The organism is Jiangella alkaliphila (genome assembly GCF_900105925.1).
In the GTDB taxonomy this organism is placed as follows: Bacteria; Actinomycetota; Actinomycetes; order Jiangellales; family Jiangellaceae; genus Jiangella; species Jiangella alkaliphila.
In genome coordinates this window covers 4,519,092-4,539,221 of the sequence record NZ_LT629791.1, presented here as the reverse complement: position 1 = coordinate 4,539,221, position 20,130 = coordinate 4,519,092, and the positions used below count along the sequence as shown (strand labels likewise).

The window sequence follows — 20,130 nt, the reverse complement described above, 5'->3', positions numbered from 1 at the left end:
CGGCTGTCAATATGCGGCGCTCCGGGCGCTCCGGTGACAGCCCGGAGCGCCGCACATTGGTCTGTCAGGCTCGGCGCGCCCGCAGCGTCATCGCGGCAGCGCCGGCCAGCATCAGGCCCAGTGCCGCCAGCGCGACGGTGGTGCTGCTGGTACCGGTGTCCGGCAGCTCCTCGCCGTCACCGCCGTCGTCGTCGGCACCGGTAGCGCCACCGTCGTCACCGAGGTCGTAGATCGACATGAGGATCTCACCGTCGTACTCGCCGCCGTGGCCCGTGCTGGTCAGCGTCGCCACGCCCAGCTCACCGACGGGAAGGTCCGCGTCGAGCCGGAGCTCGAACTGCATGATGTCGCCGTTGCCGGTCTCGATGACGTCGCGGTAGCAGGCGGCCCGGCGCGGTGTCTCGAGCACACAACCCGATTCCGGCGGGGTGATCTCGTCCACGACGTCGTACCCCAGGACGTCGACGATCGTGACGCCGTCGGGCACCTCGAGCACGGTGCGCCGCGCCGCCGCGTAGACCGCGCCGACGTTGTCGGCCTTGAACTCGACACCGGCGACCGTGCGGCCGGCCGGGATCGACATCGACGTGGGGGCCGAGAAGACCAGGAGCTTCGTGGGGTCGATCGCGAGGCCGACCTCCGCGACGTCGGAGAAGTCGCCGCCGTTGTCACCGAACACGTGCACGTGGGTGTCGCCCAGCGAAGCGAACTCCGCTCGCTCCGGCAGCCGCAGCTGGAACGTCACCTCAGTGCTGTCACCGGCGGCCAGGGTCGCGCCTGTGTGGCACTCGGTGCGGCCGATGTCGACCAGAACGCAGCCCTCGTCGGGCCGCGCGGTGCCGTCGACAAGGTCCAGGCCGGTGATCCCGGTGATGGCCACGAGCCCGCCCGCGAAGAAGTCGAGCGAGTAGCCGACCATGTCGACCGCACCGGTGTTGGTGACCCGCGCGGTCTGCTCGAAGGTCGTGCCGGGCGCGCCCTCGTAGTCGCCCGGGTCGAGGGCAGCCTCGATGACGACCTCGTCGGCGATGGCCGTGATGGCGGTCTCGGCGCTGCCCGTGCCGCCCTCGTCGGCGGTGACGGAGAAGGTCGCCACGCCGAGCTCATCCGAAGCGTCGTCGTCCAGGGTGACCTCGAACCGGGTGTCGACGCTGTCCGCGATGGCCACGGTCGCGTTGCTGTGGCACTCGAGCCGCTGCGGCGTGATCAGCGCACAGCCCTCGTCGGGCCGATCAGTGCCGTCGAGGATCTCGCCATCCACGATGCCGGTGATCGTCACGCCGTCGGGAACGGTGAAGTCGGTGGTCCAGCCGTCCATGTCCTGGCCGCCCATGTTGGAGAAGCCCGCGTTCACCTCGAGCGTGGCTCCAGGCGGCCCGAACACCTGCGGGATGGCCGACACAGCGACGTCGACCGGCTGCTCTTCAGCAGCCGCCGGAGCGGTCAGGGCGACTGCGGTCGCCCCGATCAAGCATGCTCCGGCCAGTATGCGGACCGTGGTCCGCCCGATGAACCTCAAAGGGTGCCCCCAGAAGAATGCACGAGAGTGTGCGTCCGAAGTGTCCGCCGCAGATTACATCACGGCAGGGCATTCCAGGGAGAGCTGACTTTTTGTCAGGCGAGGTCGAGGAATCGGTCGAGCACGCGGGCGCCGAAACGCAGGCCGTCGACCGGCACTCGTTCGTCGACGCCGTGGAACATGCCGGCGAAGTCGAGGTCCGGGGGCAGCCGCAGCGGCGAGAAGCCGAAGTTGCGGATGCCGAGCAGGCTGAACGCCTTGGCGTCGGTGCCGCCGGACAGGCAGTACGGCACCGGCCGGGCGCCCGGGTCCTCGGCGCGCAGCGCGGCGCTCATGGCGTCGACGAGCGGGCCGTCGAAGGTGGTCTCGACGGCGATGTCGCGGACCAGGGCCTCGCGCTTGACGTTCGGCCCGAGGATCTCGTCGAGGGCGGCGGCGAACTCCTCTTCCTGGCCGGGCAGGTAGCGGCCGTCGATGTAGGCCTCGGCGCGTCCGGGGATGACGTTGTGCTTGTAGCCGGCCTTGAGCATGGTCGGGTTGGTGGTGTTGCGCAGCGTGGCGCCGATGATGCGGCCGACATCGCCGAGCTGCCCGAGCATGGCCTCGGGGTCGTCGGGGTCGAACTCGACGCCGAAGGCCTGGCCGGCCTCCTCGAGGAACGAGCGGACCGTCGGGGTGAGCCGCACGGGCCACTGGTACCGGCCGATGCGGGCGACCGCCTCGGCCAGCTCGGTGACGGCGTTGGCGCTGCTGACCATCGAACCGTGGCCGGCCCGGCCCTCGACCGTCAGCTTCATCCAGTCGATGCCCTTCTGGGCGGTCTCGACGAGGTAGAGCCGCAGGTCGTCGTTGACGGTGAGACTGAACCCGCCGACCTCGCTGATGGCCTCGGTGACGCCCTCGAACAGCTCGGGCCGGTGGTCGACGGCCCAGTGCGCGCCGAGCACGCCGCCGGCCTCCTCGTCGGCCAGGAACGCCAGGACGAGCGGGCGGGCCGGGCGGCGGCCGGTGCGCAGCCGGTCGCGCACGACGGACAGGATCATGGCGTCCATGTCCTTCATGTCGACGGCGCCGCGCCCCCACAGGCAGTCGTCGGCGAGCTCGCCGGAGAACGGGTCGTGCGTCCAGTCGGCGGCGTCGGCCGGGACGACGTCGAGGTGGCCGTGCATGAGCAGCGCGTCGGACCGGTCCGGGTCGGCGCCCTCGACCCGGGCGACGACGGTGGTGCGGCCGGGCTCGGAGTCGAACACGACGGGGTCGAGCCCGGCCTCGGCGAGCTTCTCGGCCACGTACTCGGCGGCCTTGCGCTCGCCCGGGCCGCTGCTGTCGCCGAAGTTCGAGGTGTCGATGCGCAGCAGGTCGCGGCAGAGGTCGACCACCTCGGCGTCGGCGGTGCTCGGCGGCTCGGTGGGGGTCTGCGTCATCCGCCTATCTTGGCACGCCTCCAGTACTGCCGCTTGTCCTGGTCACGCACCACGACCCCGAGCTTGGCGGCCTCGTCGCGCAGCTCGGCGAGGTCCTTCTGGTCGCCCTTCTCCAGCGCGCCGGCCCGGGCCTTGAGGACGGCGTTCGCGCCGGCCGGCAGCTCCGGCTCGTCGGGCACCCAGCGACGGTACTGGTCGCGGTGCGGGTCGCCGTCGGGCCGCCACGGGTAGCCCTGCTCGCTGAACGCGGCCGCCAGCCGCGCCGGCGCGAGGTCGGACTTCTCCCGGGCCAGCTCCAGCCCGGACCGCGAGACCAGCACCAGTTCCTTGCCGTCGGCGAACACCGCGGTGACGTCGCCGCGGGCGATGGTGCGGCTCGTGCCGTCGCGGGTCAGCGTGACGGCGGACGGGCCGACGCCGACGCGCAGCACCTCGCCCTCCGCCGTCAGCGCCACGACGACGCCGAGCACGACACCCGCCGCCACTGTCCCGATGGTCCCGCCCGGCTGCGGCAGCTCGGCGACGAACCTGAACGGCGCGAAGTCGGGCACCCACGAGGTGTCGAGCACCCAGTCGGCCAGCGGCCGGACGCCCAGCCCGAGCAACGCGCCCAGGACCGGGAACCCGACCCAGACCAGCACAGCTTCCCAGCCCGGGCGGCCGACCACCGTCTCGCCGCCCGGGCCGTTCGTCGTCCCACTCATCGAGCGCTCTCCCCGATCGCTTACTTGATCTCCGACCGCGTGACCCGCCAGAGGCCGAAGGCCAGCGGCACCAGCAGCCAGAGCACCAGCGACGTGCCCAGCTGCCCCCACGCCTCACCGGTGAGGTCACCGTCGATCAGCGGGGTCGTGGTGCTCTGGAGGTCCAGCCACTCGGCCGGGGTCTCGAGTGCGGAGATGGTACTGCCGAGGATGGTCCACAGGGTGGGGAGGATGAAGTACAGCACGATGGCCAGCGGCGTGCTCAGCAGCGCCAGACCGAACGCGGTGCCGATCAGCACGTTGACCGTCTGGAACAGCAGGATGCGGCCGAAACCCTCGGCGCTGAAGCTCCAGCTGCCGTCCGCGTCGGTGACCAGCGGGGCGACGACGTTGGCCAGCGCGGCCCAGGCGAGGCTCGCGACGACGACGCCGGCGGCCATCAGGACGGCGGCGGAGAGCTTGGCCGCGATGACCCGCTCGCGCCGCGGCTCCAGCGCGAACGTGCTCAGCGTGGTGCGCTGCGACCACTCGCCGGTGACCGCCAGGATGCCGACGACCGGCAGCAGGAGGCCGACCGGTAGCTGCGCGCCGCCGACGAACTCGGAGAACGTGCGGTCCTCGGCGTCGCCGGTGAACATCTGCACCAAGACCATGCCGAGCGCGGCCAGCGCGATGATCGCGAGCAGCCAGAAGCCGGCCCGGGTGTCGGTGGCCTTGCGCAGCTCGACGGAGGTGAGCCGGGCGAGCGACGGACGTGAGGTGCGGACCGGCCGGTGCGTGCCGGCGGCCGGGGTGGCGAGGGCGGACATCAGGCGGCATCCTTCGACGAGTCGGGGTTCGAGCCAAACGTGTCGTGGTTCGAGGTGAGGCGGAGGAACATCTCCTCCAGGCCACCGGAGTCGGCGGCGCGCAGCTCCAGCAGCACGACGCCGGCGGCGAGCGCGGTGCGCCCGATGGTCTCGGCGTCGGAGGCGACGCTGAAGCCGCCGTCGCGGGTCGGCTGGACGGACAGGCCGGCTTCGGTGAGCGCCTTCTCCAGCGTGGCGGGGTCGAGCCCGCGGACGTAGAGGCCGCCGGCGTGCAGCAGGTCCTCCTTGGAGCCGTCGGCGACGATCTTGCCGTTGCCGATGACGACCAGGTGGTCGGCGACGGCCTCGACCTCGCGCAGCAGGTGGGACGAGAGCATGACGGTGCCGCCGCGGTCGGCGAAGTCGCGCAGGACGCCGCGCATCCAGAAGATGCCCTCGGGATCGAGGCCGTTGGCCGGCTCGTCGAGCATGAGCACGCTCGGGTCGCCGAGCAGCGCGTGTGCGAGGCCGAGCCGCTGGCGCATGCCGAGCGAGTAGTTGCCGACGCGGCGCTTCTCGGGCGCGCCGGCCAGGCCGACCAGCTCGAGCATGGCGTCGACCCGCTTCTGGCCGACGCCGAGCAGCTGGGCCGACAGCGACAGGATCTCGCGGCCGGAGCGGCCGGCGTGCTGGGCGGACGCGTCGAGCAGGACGCCGATGTGCCGGCCCGGGTTGGGGAGGTCGCGGAACGCAACGCCGTTGACCGTGGTGGTGCCGGACGTCGGCGGCGTCAGCGCGCTGATCATGCGCATGGTGGTGGACTTCCCGGCGCCGTTCGGGCCGAGGAAGCCGGTGACGGTGCCGGGGACGCAGGTGAACGAGACGTCGCTCACGGCGGTGAAGGCGCCGTACCGCTTCGTCAGGTGCTCGACAGTGATCATGGCATCCACTCTGGCCGGGCCACCCGGCCGGCCGCTTCGGCCCGAAGGCTGCCGCCGTCGAACCAAGGTCTAGGGCGCGATCGACCTTCGTCGCTACCCGTACGGGCCGATGGGCTCGTAGCGTGGTGTCTCATGACGACCCATGCGCCCGGCCCGGCGGCCAGCAGCCCTGAGCTGCCGTCGCTGCTTCCGGGCGTGCTGCGGGTCGACCCCGACACCGCTGACCCGGCCCGCCGCGGCCGGGTGCGCCGGTCGGTGCGCGACTGGATCGTCGACACGCTCTGTTTCGTCATCGCGATCCTCATCGGCCTGACGACCTACGACAGCGCGATGCAGAACGACCCACCCGAGTTGGTCCAGCTGCTCGACCTCTGCGTCGGTGCGCTGGCTTGCCTGAGCCTGTGGTGGCGGCGACGGTGGCCGGTGCAGCTCGCGGTGGTGGTCGCGCTGCTCTGCATCGGGGTGTCGTCGGCTGCCGGCGCCGCGGTCATCCTCATGTTCACCGTCGCCGTGCACCGCCGGTGGGCCGTCGCCGTCGCCGTCGCGGCCGTCAATGTCGTCACCGGACTGCTCTTCTACGGCGTCTACCCCGACCCCGTCCTGGCCTTCCGCTGGACCATCCTGCTGACCGGGTCGCTCGTGGCCGCCGTCACCCTGTGGGGCATGCTGGTGCGCTCGCGCCGCCAGCTGGTGCTGTCGCTGCGCGAGCGGGCCTACCAGGCCGAGAACGAGGCGGCGCTGCGGGTCGAGCGGGCCCGGCACCTCGAGCGCGAGCGCATCGCCCGTGAGATGCACGACGTCCTCGCCCACCGCATCTCGCTGCTCAGCGTGCACGCAGGCGCGCTGGAGTACCGGCCCGACGCGCCGCGCGAGGACGTCGTCAACGCGGCCGGTGTCATCCGGGCCAGCGCGCACCAGGCGCTGCAGGACCTGCGCGAGATCATCGGCGTGCTGCGGGCGCCGTCGTCCGACGACGACCCCGACCGGCCGCAGCCCACGCTGGCGCAGCTGCCGCCGCTGGTCGACGAGTCGCGGCAGGCCGGCATGCGGGTCACCGTCGTGGACGAGCTGGCCGGCGACGGCGCCGAGCCACCGCCCGTCGTGGCGCGCTGCGCCTACCGCGTCGTGCAGGAGGCGCTCACCAACGTGCGCAAGCACGCCCCCGGCACCGGCGTCTACGTCACGCTGACCGGCGGTCCCGGCGGCGGACTGGCGGTCGAGGTGCGCAACCGTATGCCCGTCGGGGCGGGCGAGCCGGGCACGTCGCTGGACATCCCCGGCACCGGCACCGGGCTGATCGGGCTGGCCGAACGGGTCGAGCTCGCAGGAGGCTCGCTGGAGCACGGAATCACCCGTGACGGCGACTTCCGGGTGCATGCCTGGCTACCGTGGCCGGCATGACGTCTGTGCCGGAGCCGACGGTCACCAGGATCCTCATCGTCGACGACGACGCGCTCGTGCGCGCCGGGTTGTCGATGATGCTGGCCGGCGTGTCCGACCTCGAGATCGTCGGCGAGGCGGCCGACGGCGCCGACGTGCCCGCGATGGTCGAGTCGGCCCGGCCCGACGTCGTGCTGATGGACATCCGGATGCCGCAGGTCGACGGGCTGGCCGCCACCGAGGCGCTGCGCCGGCGCACCGACCCGCCGGAGATCGTCATTCTCACCACGTTCGACACCGACGACCACGTGCTGCGCGCGCTGCGGGCCGGCGCGACCGGGTTCCTGCTGAAGGACACGCCGCCGGCCGACATCGTCACGGCGGTCCGGCGCGCGGCGTCCGGCGAGCCGATCCTGTCGCCGTCGGTCACCCGGCAGCTGATCGCGCACGTGTCCGACGGCGACGGCGGCGGCCGGGCGCAGCGGGCCGAGACGCAGCTGGCCGGGCTGTCCGAGCGCGAGCTGGAGGTGGCGGTCGCGATCGCGCACGGCAAGTCGAACGCTGAGATCAGCGGCGAGCTGTTCATGAGCGTCGCGACGGTGAAGGCGCACGTGTCGCGGGTGCTGACGAAGCTCGGCCTGAACAACCGCGTGCAGATCGCGCTGCTCGTGCACGACGCGGGCCGAGTCTAGCGGGCGGGCACGACGGTGGCGGTCTACTGGCGCCATAGGCCCACCAAACCGCCCGCCACCGCGTGACGGCGGCCGAGAGGTCGAGCGGCTCTACGCATCACCAGGTGCGTGCAACGCCGTGCGCACCAAGTTCGCCATCGCGGCGGCCCGTTCCCACGCTCCGCACCGATCCGCACTCACTTGGTGGTGAGGGCGGCCCATTCGCGCGCCAGCATGGCGTAGTCGTACTCGCTGGCCCACTCGCCCTTGACCAGCTCGCTCTCGATCAGGTGCGCCTCGCGGCGCAGGCCGAGCCGCTCCATCAGGCCGGCCGACGCGGCGTTGGCGGCGGCGCAGCGGCCGATGACGCGGCGGAAGCCGAGGGTGTCGAACGCGAGACCCAGCATCGCCGTCGCCGCCTCGCGGGCGTAGCCGTGGCCGTGGTGCTCGGGGTGGAACGCGAAGCCGAGCTCGGCGCACTGGTGCTGCTCGCTGACGACGTGCAGGTGCACCTCGCCGACGTAGGCGCCGCCGTCGGTGCGCAGGACCGCGAGGTCGAGCGCCTGGCCGTCGGTGACGGGCACGGTCTGCTGCATGCGCTTGCCCAGCCGCTCGATCGAGACGCCCCGCGACCACGGCCCCCAGTACATGTACCGGGCGACGTCGGGGTGGGAGTGCAGGCGGTGCAGCTCGTCGAGGTCGGTCTCGACGTGGCGGCGCAGGGTCAGGCGGCCGGTGGTCAGCGGGAGCTCGAGTTCGGGCACCGAGCCATCGTAGGCGGGCCCGATGCCGCGTCCGATTCCCGCCAGCACCGGACCGGGCGTACGACGATGCTGGACCCATGACCAGGTACGACTATCGCCCGATCCCCGCCGACGTCGCTGCCCTGTTGCGCGAGCGGGACGACGCCGGGCTGACCCGCGAACCGTTCGTCGACGACGAGGGCGGCGCGCCGCTGCGCTGCTGCCTGACCCGCAGTGTGCCCGGCGACACGCTGGTGCTGGTGACGTACGCGCCGCTGCGCCGGTGGGCCGAGGAGCACGGCGCCGACCCGGGCGCCTACGACGAGACCGGCCCGGTGTTCCTGCACGCGCACCAGTGCGCCGGACCCCGCCACGACGGCTTCCCGGCCGAGGTCGCGTCGTCGCGCCGGGTGTTCCGCGGCTACGACAAGCGCGGCCACATCGTCGGCGGCCGGCTGGTCTCGTCCGCGCCGGGCCACGGCGAGGAGGTCGCCGCGGCCGCGCTGGACGACCTGTTCGCCGACCCGGGCGTCGAGGTCGTCCACGTCCGCGCGGTCGAGTTCGGCTGCTTCCACGCCGAGGTCCGCCGCCCGGCCGGTTAGCACCGCGGCCGGGCGGGTACGTGCCCGGCATGACCGACACCAGCTGGGACGACGGAGCCAACCGGCTCAGTGGCGTGCGCGAAGGTATGACGGTGGTCGACGCCCTCGGTGAGGAGCTCGGCACCGTCGCGGAGGTCAGGATGGGCGATTCCGAGGCGGTCACGACGGCGGGCCAGGAGCCCGGCCCGAGCGGCGACGACCTCCTCGGCACCGCCGCGCGAGCGGTCTGGGGCGGCCCGGACCTGCCGGAGCAGGAGGTCGCCAGGTTCCGCCGCGTCGGCTACCTGCGGGTGGACCGGACCCTCGCCAAGGATCTCTACGCCGCGGCGGACGAGGTCCACCGGGTCGACGGCGAGATGGTCCGGCTGTCCGTCCCCGCCGATCAGCTCGTCTCCGGCTGACGGGGGCCATCCTCCGCGGGAACGCCACGGGCGGTGAGCGGCGACCGGTCCCCCACCAGCCAGAGGTGCCCGAACGGGTCGACGAAGCCACCCTGGCGGTGCACGCCCCACGGCATCTGGTGGTCGCGGACGGGGTCCAGGTCGCCGGAAGCGCCGGCCGCGACAGCCCGCCGCACGAACCCGTCCGGGTCGTCGACGAAGACCTCGACCCGGACGGTGCGCGTGCCGGCCGTCGCCGGCGTGTCCCAGCCGTTGTTCTCCGGCTCGCCGAGGAAGAACGGCGCGCCGCCGACGCTGAGGCCGACCACGCTGCCGAGGTTCCACAGCTCGACGGCGCCGAGCGCCGTCGCGTACCAGCGGGCGGCCGCACCCGCGTCGGGCACCGCCAGCATCACCGAGATCACGGGGTCGTGCGTCATGGCCCGACGTTAGCGCGATCGCCGCGATCCTCCCGTTCCAGCGCGATGCGCGGCAGGACCCGGTCCAACCAACGCGGCAGCCACCACGCCCGCTCCCCCAGGAGGCTCATCACCGCCGGGACGATCAGGCAGCGGATGACGACGGCGTCGAGGAACACCGCGACCGCGAGGCCGAGGCCGAACTGCTGCAGCATCCGGTCCGGGCTGAGCAGGAACGCCCCGAACACCACGACCATGATCGCCGCGGCCGCCGTGATCACCCCGCCGGTCGTGGCCAGGCCCTCGCGGACGGCGCGGACGGCGTTGCCGGACCGGCGCCACTCCTCGTGCATCCGCGACACCAGGAACACCTCGTAGTCCATCGACAGGCCGAACACGATCGCGAAGATCATCACCGGGACGAACGCCTCGACCGGCCCGGCCGGCACGCCGAACAGTCCCTCGCCGAACACCAGCGCCACGACGCCGAGCGACGCGCCGATGCTCAGCAGGTTCAGCAGCGCCGCCTTCAGCGGCACCCAGACCGACCGGAACACCACCATCAGCAGCAGCGCGGACAGCCCGACGACGACGGCGACGAACAGCGGCAGCCGGTCGCTGACGGCGGCGGAGAAGTCCTCCGCGGCGGCCGTCGAGCCGCCGACCAGGTACCTCGCACCTGTCGACGACGCCAGCGGCGGCAGCACGTCGTCGCGCAGCCGGTGGACGAGCTCGGCGGTCGCGGCGTCCTGCGGCGCGGAGTCGGGAAACGTGACGACCATGGCGAGGTCGGTGTCCGGCAGCGGCTGCGGCGGCACCACACCCGCCACACCGTCGGCCGACTCCAGGGCGGACGCCAGCGCGGCGCCGCCGTCCGGCGCGCCCTCGGCGAGCACGATCAGCGGCCCGTTGAACCCCGGTCCGAACCCGTCGGCGAGCAGGTCGTAGGCCTGCCGGCTGGTCGACGACGTCGCCTCGTTGCCGGCGTCGGCGAACCCGAGCCGCATGCCGAGCGCCGGCGCGGACAGCGCGAGCAGGACGGCCACCGCCCCCACCAAGGCATGCAGCGGGCGCCGGCGGACCGCGTCGGCCAGCTGCCGCCACCGGGCGCCGGGCTGCCGCTTCGACCGCTGCGCGTGCGCGAGGATGCGCTTCTCGATCCGCCGGCCGAACACGGTCAGCAGCGACGGCAGCAGCGTCAGCGACGCGAGCATGGTGACCAGCACGGTCAGCGCGACGGCCAGCGCCACGCCCTGCAGCGACCCCAGGCCCAGCGCGAACAGGCCGAGCAGCGCGATGATCACGGTGCAGCCGGCGAAGATCACCGAGCGGCCGGCGGTGTCCAGCGCCACCCGGGCCGCGGCCTGGCGGTCCAGACCGCCCAGCAGCTCCGAGCGGTACCGGGCGAACACCAGCAGCGCGTAGTCGATGCCGACCCCGATGCCGACCAGCATCATCAGCGGCGCCGTGTACGTCGCGATCGTCACGACGTTGGACAGCAGCACGATGACGCCCAGCGTCGAGCCCACCGCGAACACCGCGGTGATCAGCGGCAGCGTCGCGGCCAGGAACGAGCCGAACATGAACACGAGGATCACCAGCGCGGCCAGCATGCCGGCGCCCTCGGCGGCCCCGCCGGCGGCCTCCTCGGCGCCGCGGACGGCGTCGCCGCCCAGCTCGACCTGGAGCCCGTCGCCCTCGGCTTCCTGAGCGGTCTCGATGATGTCCCTGACGGCCTCGGCCGGCACGTCCGCGGCGGTGCCGTCCAGCGTCACCGTCGCGTACGCGATCGTCCCGTCGCCGGAGATCGCGCCCGGCGACTCGAACGGGCTGGACACGTGCACGACGTGCGGCAGCATGCTCAGGTCGCCCAGCATCGCGTCGACGTCGGCCTGACGCGCCTCGACGCCGCCGTCGTCGTGCAGCACGACCTGGACGGAGTCGCCGGCCTGCGCGGGCGCGGCGTCCTCCAGCGTGTCGGACAGCTGCTGCGACTCGGTGCCCGGCAGCCCGTGGTCGTCGTGGTAGTCGTCGCCGACGCCCTGTGACAGCGCCGTCACGCCGGCCAGCACGGCCACCCACAGCCCGATGGCCAGCCAGTGATGCCGTTGCGACCAGGCGGCCAGCCGTTCCAGCCTCATGATCTCGTCCTTCCTCGTCGGTCCTCGCGGAGCATGACGAGGATCGGCTGACGGCACCGCCCAGCGCGTCCGGCTGGAGCGGACACCCCGCCTACACCAGGAGTTGCGTCCTAGGGGCGATCACGTACGCCTGGAGTTGATTTAGGATGGCTGCCCCGTGAGCACCCCCGACGCTCCCCCGCCCCCGCCGCGTCCCGGGCCGGTCACCCGGTTCCGGCACTGGCACCGCACGATGAGCCTGAGCAACCGGCTTGCCCTCTACGCGCTCGTGCTGGCTGCGGCGGGTGTCGTGACGCCGCTGGTGGCCGCGATCTGGACGGGGTCGCAGGGTCCGGACCTCGGTCTGCTGGTCGAGCAGGACAACAACGGCTGCACCTCGGTGTGGACGGTGCCGCGGGAGAGCACCGCGCTGGTCGACGACATCATCGCCAACGTCGACGTGCGGCAGCTCACCCGGTGGGAGCGCGATGGCCGCATCATGCACCGCGAGACGGTCAAGGCCCGCGTCAGCATCCGCGGCGGCGAGACGCCCGTCGAGCTGCGCGACCTGACGATCACGGTGCTGAGCCGCACCGACCCGGTCACCGGCGAGCAGTCCGAGGCGCAGGGCTGCGGCGGCGAGGACAACCCCCAGGACGAGCCCGACTTCGTCGTCGTCGACCTCGACACCCTGCCGGTCGGCACCGCCGTCCCGATCGACTACCTGCAGCAGAGCGACCAGCAGGCGGGTGCCCGGCAGCTGGCCGACGACGAGGGCGAGCAGATCACGCTGCCCCGCACCATCGACGCGCAGGACATCTACTCGTTCACGCTCATCGGCCGGTCGATGACGTACGACACCGAGTGGCAGGCCGAGATCACCTGGTGGGACGGCGAGCACCTGCACACCGACCTGCTGAACGACGACGGTGCGCCGTTCCGCGTGACGGCGCCGGGCTGATGCGCGGCCACCCGCTCCGTGCCGCACTGGCCGGCCTGGTCACGATGCTGGTCGTCGCCGCGCTGCCGGTGCAGATCGACTGGGCCGACCGGCTCGGCCGGCCGGAGCTGTTCGGCGACCGGCTCCGCTTCCTGACCGTCTCGCCGACCCTGCTGTACACCGAGCGGTCCGGCTGGCCCGCGTACCTGACCGAGCTGCTCTGGGCGGCGCTCTTCGTGGCGCTGCTGCTCGCCGCGTGCTGGCGGCTGGCGACGGCGATCGCGGACGACTGGACCCGGCCGGTCGTGCTCGCGCTGGCGCTGCCGGTGCTGGCGCCGCTGACGAACCTCACGGCGCTGCTGCTGGTCAACGCGGGCGGGCTGACGACCGACGCCGTCGGCCGGGGCGAACGGCTGGAGCGGATCCTCCTCGACGCCCAGCAGGCCTCCGGCCACGTCATGCTGGTCGCGCTGGCCGGCACGCTGGTCGTCCTCGGCGCGCATACCGACCGGCCCTGGCCGCGCGACCCCGACGGCACGGTGCGGGTCACGGCCGGGACCTTCCTCACCCTGCTGCGCGGCCCGGCGCCGACGCTCGGCCGGCGCATCGGCCTGGCCGTCCTGGCAGCGGCCGTCGCGTACCCCGCCATGCTCGTCGCCGGGGACGTGCTGGCCGCCGGGTTCGAGCCGATCGCGCGGGTGTGGTGCTCCGGTGCCCCACCCGGCGATCGCTGCGCCGACGCGCTGACCTTTCCGGTCGGGGTGACGCCGACGCAGCCGGGCGACGTGCTGTTCGACGAGGGCCGGGCGCTGCTGCTGCGGATCTACGCGATCCAGGTGTTCCTGCTGGTGTTCGCGCTGGCGTACTTCCAGGTGCACACCCAGCCGGTGCGCCCGCGGCCGGCGACGACGCTGCTGACGGTCTGGTACGCGTTCACGTTCGCGGTGGTGGCGCACGAGGGGGTCGTCGACGCGAGCATCGGGGCCGCCGACCAGCCGGGGCTGCCGGGCGTGCTCGGCCTGCTGCTGCCGCCGGACGGGCTCGCGCACACCCTGTTCGCCGCTCCCGCCGTCGCCGCCGGGTTCGCCGCCGTGCACGCCCTGGCGGCGCGGCTACGACAGCGCCGTCAGCCCAGCCAGCCCGGCGTCACCACGCCCGCCTCGTAGGCGAGCACGACCAGCTGGGCGCGGTCGCGGGCGTCGAGCTTGGTGAGGATGCGGCTGACGTGCGTCTTCGCCGTCGCCGGGCTGAGCACCAGCCGTTCGGCGATCTCGTCGTTGGACATCCCGGCCGCGACCAGGCCGAGCACCTCGCGCTCCCGCTCGGTCAGCGCGTTGAGCCGGGAGTTCGGGACCGGTTTGGCGGCCCGGCCGGCGATCTCGGAGATCAGCCGCCGGGTGATGGACGGCGCGATCAGCGCGTCGCCGCGGGCCACGACGCGGACGGCGTGGATCAGCTCCATCGGCTCGGTGTCCTTGACGAGGAAGCCGCTGGCCCCGGCGCGCAGCGCGCCGTAGACGTAGTCGTCGAGGTCGAACGTGGTGAGGATGACGACACGAACGCCTGCCAGCGCGGGGTCGGCGACGATCTGCCGGGTCGCCTCCAGCCCGTCCAGCTCGGGCATCCGCACGTCCATCAGCACGACCTCGGGGCGCAGGTCGCGGACCAGTGTGAGCGCCTCGGCGCCGTCGGCCGCCTCGCCCACGACGTCGAGGTCCGGCTCGCCGTCGAGGATGGACCGGAACCCGGCCCGGACCAGCCGCTGGTCGTCGGCCAGCAGCACCGTCGTCATGCGCCGGCCCCGTACGGCAGCCGCGCGGTCACCCGGAAGCCGCCCTCGGGCCGGTCGGCCGCCTCGAGCGTGCCGCCCAGCGCCTCGGCCCGCGACCGCATGCCGGCGATGCCGCTGCCGCCATCGACCCGGGCGCCGGCGCCCCGTCCGTCGTCGCTCACGTCCACCGTCACATCATCGCGCCCGTAGCCGATCCGGACGGCCACGCGGCCCGCACCGGCGTGCCGGGCGACGTTGGTGAGCGCCTCCTGGACGATCCGGTAGGCCGCGAGATCGACCGCCGAGGTCAGGTCGGGCGCGTCGCCGTCGGTGCTGACGTCGACGGCCAGCCCGGCGGCCCGGCTGCGCTCGGCCAGCTCCGGCAGCCGGCGCAGGCCCGGCGCGGGCGCCGTCGGAGCCTCCTCGTCGACCTGCCGGAGCACGCCGAGGGTGCCGCGCAGCTCGCGCAGCGCCTCGCGGCTGGTCTCCTTGATCGCGGTCAGCGCCTCCGCGGCCGGACCGTCGGCGCCGTCGCGCGACAGGGCGTGCAGCGCGGCGCCGGCCTGGACGTTGATCAGCGAGATGTTGTGCCCGAGGACGTCGTGCAGCTCGCGGGCGATGCGCAGCCGCTCCTCCGTCGCCCGGCGGCGCAGCGCCTCCTCGCGCTCGCGCCGCGTGCTGTGCATGAACGCCCCGATGGCGACGGCCGCGACCAGCCAGCTGACCAGCAGGAACATCCCGGCGTCGCCGAGCGGTGAGGCGTCGGTGCCGTACTCGCCGAACGCGGAGCCGACGATGGCCAGCCCACCGATCACCCCCGCCGCCACCGTCCGCCCGGCCGCCGCCAGCGTGTACAGGGCGATGATCAGCGTGACCAGCAGCGCGCCGTCGGGGTTGATCGCCGGGTAGTAGACCATCGACGCGACCAGCGTGACGACGGCGACCACCACCGGGTACCGGCGCCGGAACGCCAGCGCGCCCGACGCCACCAGCATGAGCAGCCAGCCGGTCACTGGCACCGATCGCAGCGCCACCGGGTCGCCCGTGCCGACGACCGTCGTGAGCACCACGAACAGCCCGGTCCCCGCCGCCAGCAGCACGTCCGCACGGGTGCCGTACCGCCACGGTTGCCGGTCGCCGCTCATGGAGGGCAGCTTAGATAAGGTCGGGGCTGTTCAACGTCACGTCGTCGCGAGGAGTCGCCACATGAGCACCGGCACCGGCCGCCGTTTCCCCGACGGCTTCCTCTGGGGGTCGGCGACGGCCTCGTACCAGATCGAGGGCGCGGCCAAGGAGGGCGGCCGCGGTCCGTCCATCTGGGACACGTTCTCGCACACGCCCGGCAAGACGCTGAACGGCGACACCGGCGACGTCGCCGACGACCACTATCACCGCTGGCAGGAGGACCTCGGCCACATCGCCGACCTCGGCCTGGGCGCGTACCGGTTCTCGACGGCCTGGCCGCGGGTGCAGCCCGGCGGCCGGGGCCCGGCGAACCGCGAGGGCCTCGACTTCTACTCGCGGCTGGTCGACGGCCTGCTCGAGCGCGGCGTCAAGCCGGTGCTGACGCTGTACCACTGGGACCTGCCGCAAGACCTCGAGGACGCCGGCGGCTGGGCCACCCGCGACACCGCGCACCGGTTCGCCGACTACGCCGAGATCATGGCCCACGAGCTGGGCGACCGCGTCGAGACCTGGACCACCTTGAACGAGCCGTGGTGCAGCGCCTACCTCGGCTACGCGTCCGGCGCGCACGCCCCGGGCCGCGCCGAGCCGGCCGCCGCGCTGGCCGCCGTCCACCACCTCAATCTCGCGCACGGCCTGGGCATCCAGGCGGTCCGCTCGGTGCTGCCGGCGGCCCGCGCCTCGGTGACGCTGAACCTGCACGTCATCAGGCCGGTCGACCCGTCCTCTGAGCAGGACCGCGACGCCGCCCGCCGGGTCGACGCGCTGGCCAACCGCGCGTTCACCGGCCCCATGCTGACCGGCGCCTACCCCGACGACCTGCTGGCCGACACCGCCCACGTCACCGACTGGTCGTTCGTGCGTGACGGCGACGAGGCGACCGCCCACCAGCCGATCGACGTGCTCGGCGTCAACTACTACTCGACCGGCCTGGTCCGCCGCTGGGACGGCGTCAGCCCCCGCTCCGAGGACGACGGCCACGCCGACGCGCTCGGCTCCCCCTGGGTCGGCGCCGACGACGTCGAGTTCGTCCGCCCCGAGGGCCCGTACACCGCGATGGGCTGGAACATCGACCCCAGCGGCCTCACCGAGTTGCTGCTGCGGATGCACCGCGAGCACCCCGGCGTGCCGATGATGATCACCGAGAACGGCGCCGCGTTCGCCGACACCGTCTCCTCCGACGGCGCCGTCCACGACCCGCTGCGCGTCGACTACATCGCCCGGCACCTGGAGGCCGCCGGCCAGGCGATCGACCAGGGCGCCGACCTGCGCGGCTACTTCGCGTGGTCGCTGCTGGACAACTTCGAGTGGTCGCTCGGCTACGACCGCCGGTTCGGCCTCATCCGGGTCGACTACGACACGCTGGAGCGGACCTGGAAGGACTCCGCCCACTGGTACCGCGAGGTCATCGCCCGCAACGGCCTGCCCGGCTAGTCCACGCGCTGGTCGCGGTAGTCGCACACCGCCCGGTACAGCAGCGCCGGATCCGCGGCCAGGAATCGCCCCTGGACGACCAGGTGCGGCGCGTAGGCCAGCTCCGCCTGCCGCCACGTCGACGACGTCCGGCGCACCCACCCGGTCGTGTTCGCCGCCGCGATCACCTGCACGAGCGGTCCGCGCGCGTCGCCAGGAACGACGTCGACGACGTCGTCCCACGGCAGGTACGAGTGCAGGGCCCACGAGCGGTGGTAGGTGCCGCTCGGGGTCAGCGCGACCAGTCCCGGCCCGAGCCGCCCGCGGACCAGGTCGACGGCACACCACGACAGGTACCCGACCACCAGCAGGGCGGCGGCGACCAGCACGACGTCGCCGCCGCCCCCGACGCCGGCCGCCAGCCCACCGGCGGCGATCAGTCCGAAGAACAGCAGGCAGTAGGCGCCCGCCACGACATAGGCCCAGCCGAGGGCGCGCGAGTACGCGAACACGAGCCCGCGCTCCCCCAGCTCGGCCACCTCGCGCACGGCCTGACCGGCAGTGCCCGGCCGGCGCGCCCGCGACAGGTAGACCAGCGCGGCGACGACGATCAGCAACGGGCTCCCGACCAGCAGCAGGCCGGCCCCGTCCGTCTGGAGCGTCGCCACCCCCAGTGCGAGGCCGCCGGCCCCGGACACCGCGAGCAGCACCGCCGTCACGACCCAGGACGTCCGGGGCCGGACCGGCCAGGGCTGATGCGTCACGGCTCGACGATAGAGCCGTCGCCCGCCAGGCCGTGGTCGTACGCGAAAACGATCGCGGCCGCGCGGTCGCGCAGGCCGAGCTTGGCGAGGATGTGCCCGAGATGCGTCTTCACGGTCGCCTCGCCGACGAAGAGGGCGGCGGCCACCTCGGTGTTGGTGGCGCCGCGGGCGACGTGGCGCAGGACGTCGCGTTCGCGGGCGGTGAGCTGCCCGGCCGCGGCGTCGCCGGCGGCCCGCCGCCGGGCGGTGCGCCGGTAGGCGGCCAGGACCGAACCGGTGATCTGCGGGTCCAGCCACGAGTCCCCGGCGGCGACGGCGGCCGTGGCGCGCACGATGTCCTCGCCCGGTGCGTCCTTGAGGATGAACCCGGCCGCGCCGGCGCCGAGCGCGGCCGCGACGGTGTCGTCGTCGTCGAACGTGGTGAGGACCAGGACGGGCGGCGCGTCGGCCTGCTCGCGCAGCCGCCGGGTCGCCTCGGCGCCGTCGACGCGGCGCATGCGGACGTCCATGACGACGACGTCCGGCCGGTGGCCGGCGACCGCGGCCGGCACCTGGTCGCCGTCGTCGCACTCGCCGGCCACGACGACGCCGTCCTGCGGCTCCAGGATGCGACGCAGCCCGGCGCGGACCAGCGGCTGGTCGTCGACCAGCAGGACGCGGATCACGCCCGGTCCGCCGGGACGACGGACGCGACCACGGCCGGGACCACGGCGCGGACCACCCAGCGGTCGCCGTCGGCGCCGGCCGACACCGTCCCGCCGGCCGCGGCCATCCGCTCGGCCATGCCGCGCAGCCCGTGCCCGGGCGCCGGGCCCGGCGGCGGGGCAACGGCCGGGTTCGCGGCCGGGTTCGCGACTGTGAGCGCGATGCCGCCGTCGGCCACCCGCAGGTCCACCGTCGCCGGGCCGCGGCCGTGCCGGGCGGCGTTGGCCAGCGCCTCCTGCAGGACGCGGTAGACGGCCAGCTCAGCGGCCGGCGGGCCGGCGCCGTCCAGCGACGTCGAGAGGTCGACCGGCAGGCCGGCGGCGCGGTAGCTGTGCGCCAGCGTCTCGACGTCGGCCAGCGTGGGCTGCGGCGCGGCGCCGTCGGTGCGCAGCACGCGGACCACCCGGCGCACGTCGGCGAGGCTGGCCCGGCCGTGCCGCTCGGCCTCCTGCAGCGCCTCCTCGGCGGCGCCGGACGAGCCGCGGCGTACCGCCATGCGGGCGGCGGTGACGTGCAGCATCGTGACCGACAGCGTGTGGGCGACGACGTCGTGGACGTCGCGGGCGACGGCCCGGCGCTCGTCGGCGCGGCGCTGGCGGTCGCGCGCCACCTGCGCCTCCGCCACCCGGGCGGACAGCTGGACCGTGAGCCGCACGGCGTACCCGGCGACGGCGGCCAGCGCCGCCACGGCGTGCCAGAGCAGCACCGCGGACGTCGTCGCGCCGGGCTGCCCGGACAGCCAGGCGACCACCAGCGGGCCGCCGTACGCGAGGTACGCGCCCGCCGCGAGCCCGCCCGCCATCGCGGCCGGTGCGAACGCGAGCACCATCGCGACCAGCAGCAGCACCGGCAGCGCCAGGAGGACGTGCGCCGCGCCGGCGCCCAGGCCGAGCGGCGTCGCGAACCACCACCCGGCGGACAGCACGGCGATCGGCGTCAGCGCCGCGACCCCGAACCACCACGACGGGCCCTCGTCGCCGCGCCGCAGCCAGTGCACCCACGGCACCGCGGCGACCGCGAGCAGCGCGAGGCCGAGGGGGCGGACCTCGCCGGCCAACGCGCCCGCCGCGGCGGCGGCCACCAGCACGGCCAGCACCGCGGCCGGGATGACGACGTCGAACACCGGCGACAGCCGCGGCAGCCGCACGTCGGCGCGCCGCAGGTCCTCCTCCAGCCGGCAGGCCGGATCCGGCGTCATGTCCACCATGGTGCCACCGTTCCGGCCGGTCAGGACAGGGGTGCCGGGCGGATCGCCAGGCCGACGACGACCCGGCGGCGCAGCCGGCGCTGGTAGAAGTGGATCGGGCGGTTCACCCAGTGCTTCACCTCGGTGCGCCTAATCGCGCGCTCGCCCTCCTCGCCGGACAGCACCGTCGCGACGCCGTGGTAGGTCGGCCCAGTGGGCTTGCCGCGCAGCGTGCAGTTCGCGATCGTCACGGTCGCGTCGCGGCGCAGCCGCTTCACCTTGCCGCTGTCCGCCATGGTGCTCACGTAGACGACGCCGTCCTCGACAACGTGCGCGAGCGGCGTCGCGACGGCCGTGCCGTCACGACGGAACGTGGTGAGCAGGACGCAGTCGGCGCCGGCCAGGACGTCGAAGCTGGGGACGGTCTGGACGCTCTGGATGTCGGTCATGGTCGCCTCCACGGTGGGTTCCGGTG

Annotated in this window: 21 protein-coding genes; 7 read left to right on the top strand and 14 right to left on the bottom strand. The window is 73.8% G+C overall.

All coding sequences use genetic code 11. The annotated features are described in order from the left end of the window. Positions 1 to 64: 64 nt before the first annotated feature. The 5 genes from BLV05_RS20715 to BLV05_RS20695 form a co-directional block, all read right to left on the bottom strand. Positions 65 to 1,471, bottom strand: a complete 1,407-nt coding sequence (locus BLV05_RS20715; RefSeq protein ID WP_152690716.1) for an LPXTG cell wall anchor domain-containing protein — start codon at positions 1,469 to 1,471, stop codon at positions 65 to 67. 143 nt (positions 1,472 to 1,614) lie between these two features. Further along, entirely contained in the window at positions 1,615 to 2,943 is a 1,329-nt protein-coding gene (locus BLV05_RS20710) for a M20/M25/M40 family metallo-hydrolase (protein ID WP_046768480.1), read from the bottom strand. Next, positions 2,940 to 3,647, bottom strand: a complete 708-nt coding sequence (locus tag BLV05_RS20705; RefSeq protein ID WP_046768481.1) for a YqeB family protein — start codon at positions 3,645 to 3,647, stop codon at positions 2,940 to 2,942. The genes BLV05_RS20710 and BLV05_RS20705 overlap by 4 nt, the downstream gene beginning before the upstream one ends. A gap of 20 nt (positions 3,648 to 3,667) precedes the next feature. Further along, positions 3,668 to 4,456, bottom strand: coding sequence for an ABC-2 transporter permease (locus tag BLV05_RS20700; RefSeq protein ID WP_046768482.1), 789 nt, complete (start codon positions 4,454 to 4,456; stop codon positions 3,668 to 3,670). Next, the gene (locus BLV05_RS20695) at positions 4,456 to 5,376 is read right to left on the bottom strand and encodes an ABC transporter ATP-binding protein (protein ID WP_046768483.1); all 921 of its coding nucleotides are present in this window, start codon (positions 5,374 to 5,376) and stop codon (positions 4,456 to 4,458) included. The genes BLV05_RS20700 and BLV05_RS20695 overlap by 1 nt, the downstream gene beginning before the upstream one ends. Before the next feature lie 132 nt (positions 5,377 to 5,508). Here BLV05_RS20695 and BLV05_RS20690 point away from each other — a divergent pair, with 132 nt between their 5' ends. After that, positions 5,509 to 6,777: a sensor histidine kinase gene (locus tag BLV05_RS20690; RefSeq protein WP_046768484.1), complete on the top strand. Its 1,269-nt coding sequence runs from the start codon at positions 5,509 to 5,511 to the stop codon at positions 6,775 to 6,777. After that, positions 6,774 to 7,448, top strand: a complete 675-nt coding sequence (locus BLV05_RS20685; RefSeq protein ID WP_046768576.1) for a response regulator — start codon at positions 6,774 to 6,776, stop codon at positions 7,446 to 7,448. The genes BLV05_RS20690 and BLV05_RS20685 overlap by 4 nt, the downstream gene beginning before the upstream one ends. Positions 7,449 to 7,624: 176 nt before the next feature. On the opposite strand, the gene BLV05_RS20680 is transcribed toward BLV05_RS20685, so the two are convergent. Continuing rightward, positions 7,625 to 8,191, bottom strand: a complete 567-nt coding sequence (locus BLV05_RS20680; protein ID WP_046768577.1) for a GNAT family N-acetyltransferase — start codon at positions 8,189 to 8,191, stop codon at positions 7,625 to 7,627. Between the two features lie 77 nt (positions 8,192 to 8,268). On the opposite strand from BLV05_RS20680, the gene BLV05_RS20675 reads away from it, so the two are divergent. Beyond that, positions 8,269 to 8,772: a DUF1203 domain-containing protein gene (locus tag BLV05_RS20675; protein WP_046768485.1), complete on the top strand. Its 504-nt coding sequence runs from the start codon at positions 8,269 to 8,271 to the stop codon at positions 8,770 to 8,772. A 29-nt stretch (positions 8,773 to 8,801) separates the two neighbouring features. Next, positions 8,802 to 9,173, top strand: a complete 372-nt coding sequence (locus BLV05_RS20670; protein ID WP_046768486.1) for a DUF2171 domain-containing protein — start codon at positions 8,802 to 8,804, stop codon at positions 9,171 to 9,173. On the opposite strand, the gene BLV05_RS20665 is transcribed toward BLV05_RS20670, so the two are convergent. Next, positions 9,155 to 9,592 (bottom strand): VOC family protein, encoded by a 438-nt coding sequence (locus BLV05_RS20665; RefSeq protein WP_046768487.1) that lies wholly within the window; start codon positions 9,590 to 9,592, stop codon positions 9,155 to 9,157. The genes BLV05_RS20670 and BLV05_RS20665 overlap by 19 nt on opposite strands. After that, on the bottom strand, positions 9,589 to 11,712 hold the full coding sequence (locus tag BLV05_RS20660; RefSeq protein WP_052762390.1) for an MMPL family transporter: 2,124 nt from the start codon (positions 11,710 to 11,712) through the stop codon (positions 9,589 to 9,591). Before BLV05_RS20660 ends, BLV05_RS20665 begins: the two co-directional genes overlap by 4 nt. 157 nt (positions 11,713 to 11,869) lie before the next feature. Here BLV05_RS20660 and BLV05_RS20655 point away from each other — a divergent pair, with 157 nt between their 5' ends. Then, the gene (locus tag BLV05_RS20655; RefSeq protein ID WP_046768488.1) at positions 11,870 to 12,652 is read left to right on the top strand and encodes a hypothetical protein; all 783 of its coding nucleotides are present in this window, start codon (positions 11,870 to 11,872) and stop codon (positions 12,650 to 12,652) included. Then, the gene (locus tag BLV05_RS20650) at positions 12,652 to 13,797 is read left to right on the top strand and encodes a hypothetical protein (protein WP_046768489.1); all 1,146 of its coding nucleotides are present in this window, start codon (positions 12,652 to 12,654) and stop codon (positions 13,795 to 13,797) included. The genes BLV05_RS20655 and BLV05_RS20650 overlap by 1 nt, the downstream gene beginning before the upstream one ends. Here BLV05_RS20650 and BLV05_RS20645 read toward each other — a convergent pair. Both BLV05_RS20645 and BLV05_RS20640 read right to left on the bottom strand, forming a co-directional pair. Beyond that, complete coding sequence (locus BLV05_RS20645) at positions 13,758 to 14,423, bottom strand: response regulator (RefSeq protein ID WP_046768490.1); 666 nt, start codon at positions 14,421 to 14,423, stop codon at positions 13,758 to 13,760. The genes BLV05_RS20650 and BLV05_RS20645 overlap by 40 nt on opposite strands. After that, positions 14,420 to 15,547, bottom strand: a complete 1,128-nt coding sequence (locus tag BLV05_RS20640) for a sensor histidine kinase (protein ID WP_046768491.1) — start codon at positions 15,545 to 15,547, stop codon at positions 14,420 to 14,422. The genes BLV05_RS20645 and BLV05_RS20640 overlap by 4 nt, the downstream gene beginning before the upstream one ends. A 61-nt stretch (positions 15,548 to 15,608) precedes the next feature. Here BLV05_RS20640 and BLV05_RS20635 point away from each other — a divergent pair, with 61 nt between their 5' ends. Further along, positions 15,609 to 17,021, top strand: coding sequence for a GH1 family beta-glucosidase (locus BLV05_RS20635; protein ID WP_046768492.1), 1,413 nt, complete (start codon positions 15,609 to 15,611; stop codon positions 17,019 to 17,021). Here BLV05_RS20635 and BLV05_RS20630 read toward each other — a convergent pair. From BLV05_RS20630 to BLV05_RS20615, 4 genes are read right to left on the bottom strand one after another with little or no spacing between them, the layout of a single operon-like run. Further along, complete coding sequence (locus BLV05_RS20630; protein ID WP_046768493.1) at positions 17,018 to 17,764, bottom strand: hypothetical protein; 747 nt, start codon at positions 17,762 to 17,764, stop codon at positions 17,018 to 17,020. The genes BLV05_RS20635 and BLV05_RS20630 overlap by 4 nt on opposite strands. After that, complete coding sequence (locus BLV05_RS20625; RefSeq protein ID WP_046768494.1) at positions 17,761 to 18,429, bottom strand: response regulator transcription factor; 669 nt, start codon at positions 18,427 to 18,429, stop codon at positions 17,761 to 17,763. Before BLV05_RS20625 ends, BLV05_RS20630 begins: the two co-directional genes overlap by 4 nt. Beyond that, positions 18,426 to 19,667, bottom strand: a complete 1,242-nt coding sequence (locus BLV05_RS20620; protein ID WP_083421351.1) for a sensor histidine kinase — start codon at positions 19,665 to 19,667, stop codon at positions 18,426 to 18,428. Before BLV05_RS20620 ends, BLV05_RS20625 begins: the two co-directional genes overlap by 4 nt. A gap of 29 nt (positions 19,668 to 19,696) precedes the next feature. Next, the gene (locus BLV05_RS20615) at positions 19,697 to 20,104 is read right to left on the bottom strand and encodes a PPOX class F420-dependent oxidoreductase (RefSeq protein WP_046768580.1); all 408 of its coding nucleotides are present in this window, start codon (positions 20,102 to 20,104) and stop codon (positions 19,697 to 19,699) included. Between the last annotated feature and the right edge of the window lie 26 nt (positions 20,105 to 20,130).

Bases quoted from the DNA above. Each gene is read 5' to 3' on its own strand.
- BLV05_RS20710 (WP_046768480.1), bottom strand. From the start codon at position 2,943: ATGACGCAGACCCCCACCGAGCCGCCGAGCACCGCCGACGCCGAGGTG.
- BLV05_RS20705 (WP_046768481.1), bottom strand. From the start codon at position 3,647: ATGAGTGGGACGACGAACGGCCCGGGCGGCGAGACGGTGGTCGGCCGC.
- BLV05_RS20700 (WP_046768482.1), bottom strand. From the start codon at position 4,456: ATGTCCGCCCTCGCCACCCCGGCCGCCGGCACGCACCGGCCGGTCCGC.
- BLV05_RS20695 (WP_046768483.1), bottom strand. From the start codon at position 5,376: ATGATCACTGTCGAGCACCTGACGAAGCGGTACGGCGCCTTCACCGCC.
- BLV05_RS20690 (WP_046768484.1), top strand. From the start codon at position 5,509: ATGACGACCCATGCGCCCGGCCCGGCGGCCAGCAGCCCTGAGCTGCCG.
- BLV05_RS20685 (WP_046768576.1), top strand. From the start codon at position 6,774: ATGACGTCTGTGCCGGAGCCGACGGTCACCAGGATCCTCATCGTCGAC.
- BLV05_RS20675 (WP_046768485.1), top strand. From the start codon at position 8,269: ATGACCAGGTACGACTATCGCCCGATCCCCGCCGACGTCGCTGCCCTG.
- BLV05_RS20670 (WP_046768486.1), top strand. From the start codon at position 8,802: ATGACCGACACCAGCTGGGACGACGGAGCCAACCGGCTCAGTGGCGTG.
- BLV05_RS20665 (WP_046768487.1), bottom strand. From the start codon at position 9,592: ATGACGCACGACCCCGTGATCTCGGTGATGCTGGCGGTGCCCGACGCG.
- BLV05_RS20660 (WP_052762390.1), bottom strand. From the start codon at position 11,712: ATGAGGCTGGAACGGCTGGCCGCCTGGTCGCAACGGCATCACTGGCTG.
- BLV05_RS20650 (WP_046768489.1), top strand. From the start codon at position 12,652: ATGCGCGGCCACCCGCTCCGTGCCGCACTGGCCGGCCTGGTCACGATG.
- BLV05_RS20645 (WP_046768490.1), bottom strand. From the start codon at position 14,423: ATGACGACGGTGCTGCTGGCCGACGACCAGCGGCTGGTCCGGGCCGGG.
- BLV05_RS20640 (WP_046768491.1), bottom strand. From the start codon at position 15,547: ATGAGCGGCGACCGGCAACCGTGGCGGTACGGCACCCGTGCGGACGTG.
- BLV05_RS20635 (WP_046768492.1), top strand. From the start codon at position 15,609: ATGAGCACCGGCACCGGCCGCCGTTTCCCCGACGGCTTCCTCTGGGGG.
- BLV05_RS20620 (WP_083421351.1), bottom strand. From the start codon at position 19,667: ATGACGCCGGATCCGGCCTGCCGGCTGGAGGAGGACCTGCGGCGCGCC.
- BLV05_RS20615 (WP_046768580.1), bottom strand. From the start codon at position 20,104: ATGACCGACATCCAGAGCGTCCAGACCGTCCCCAGCTTCGACGTCCTG.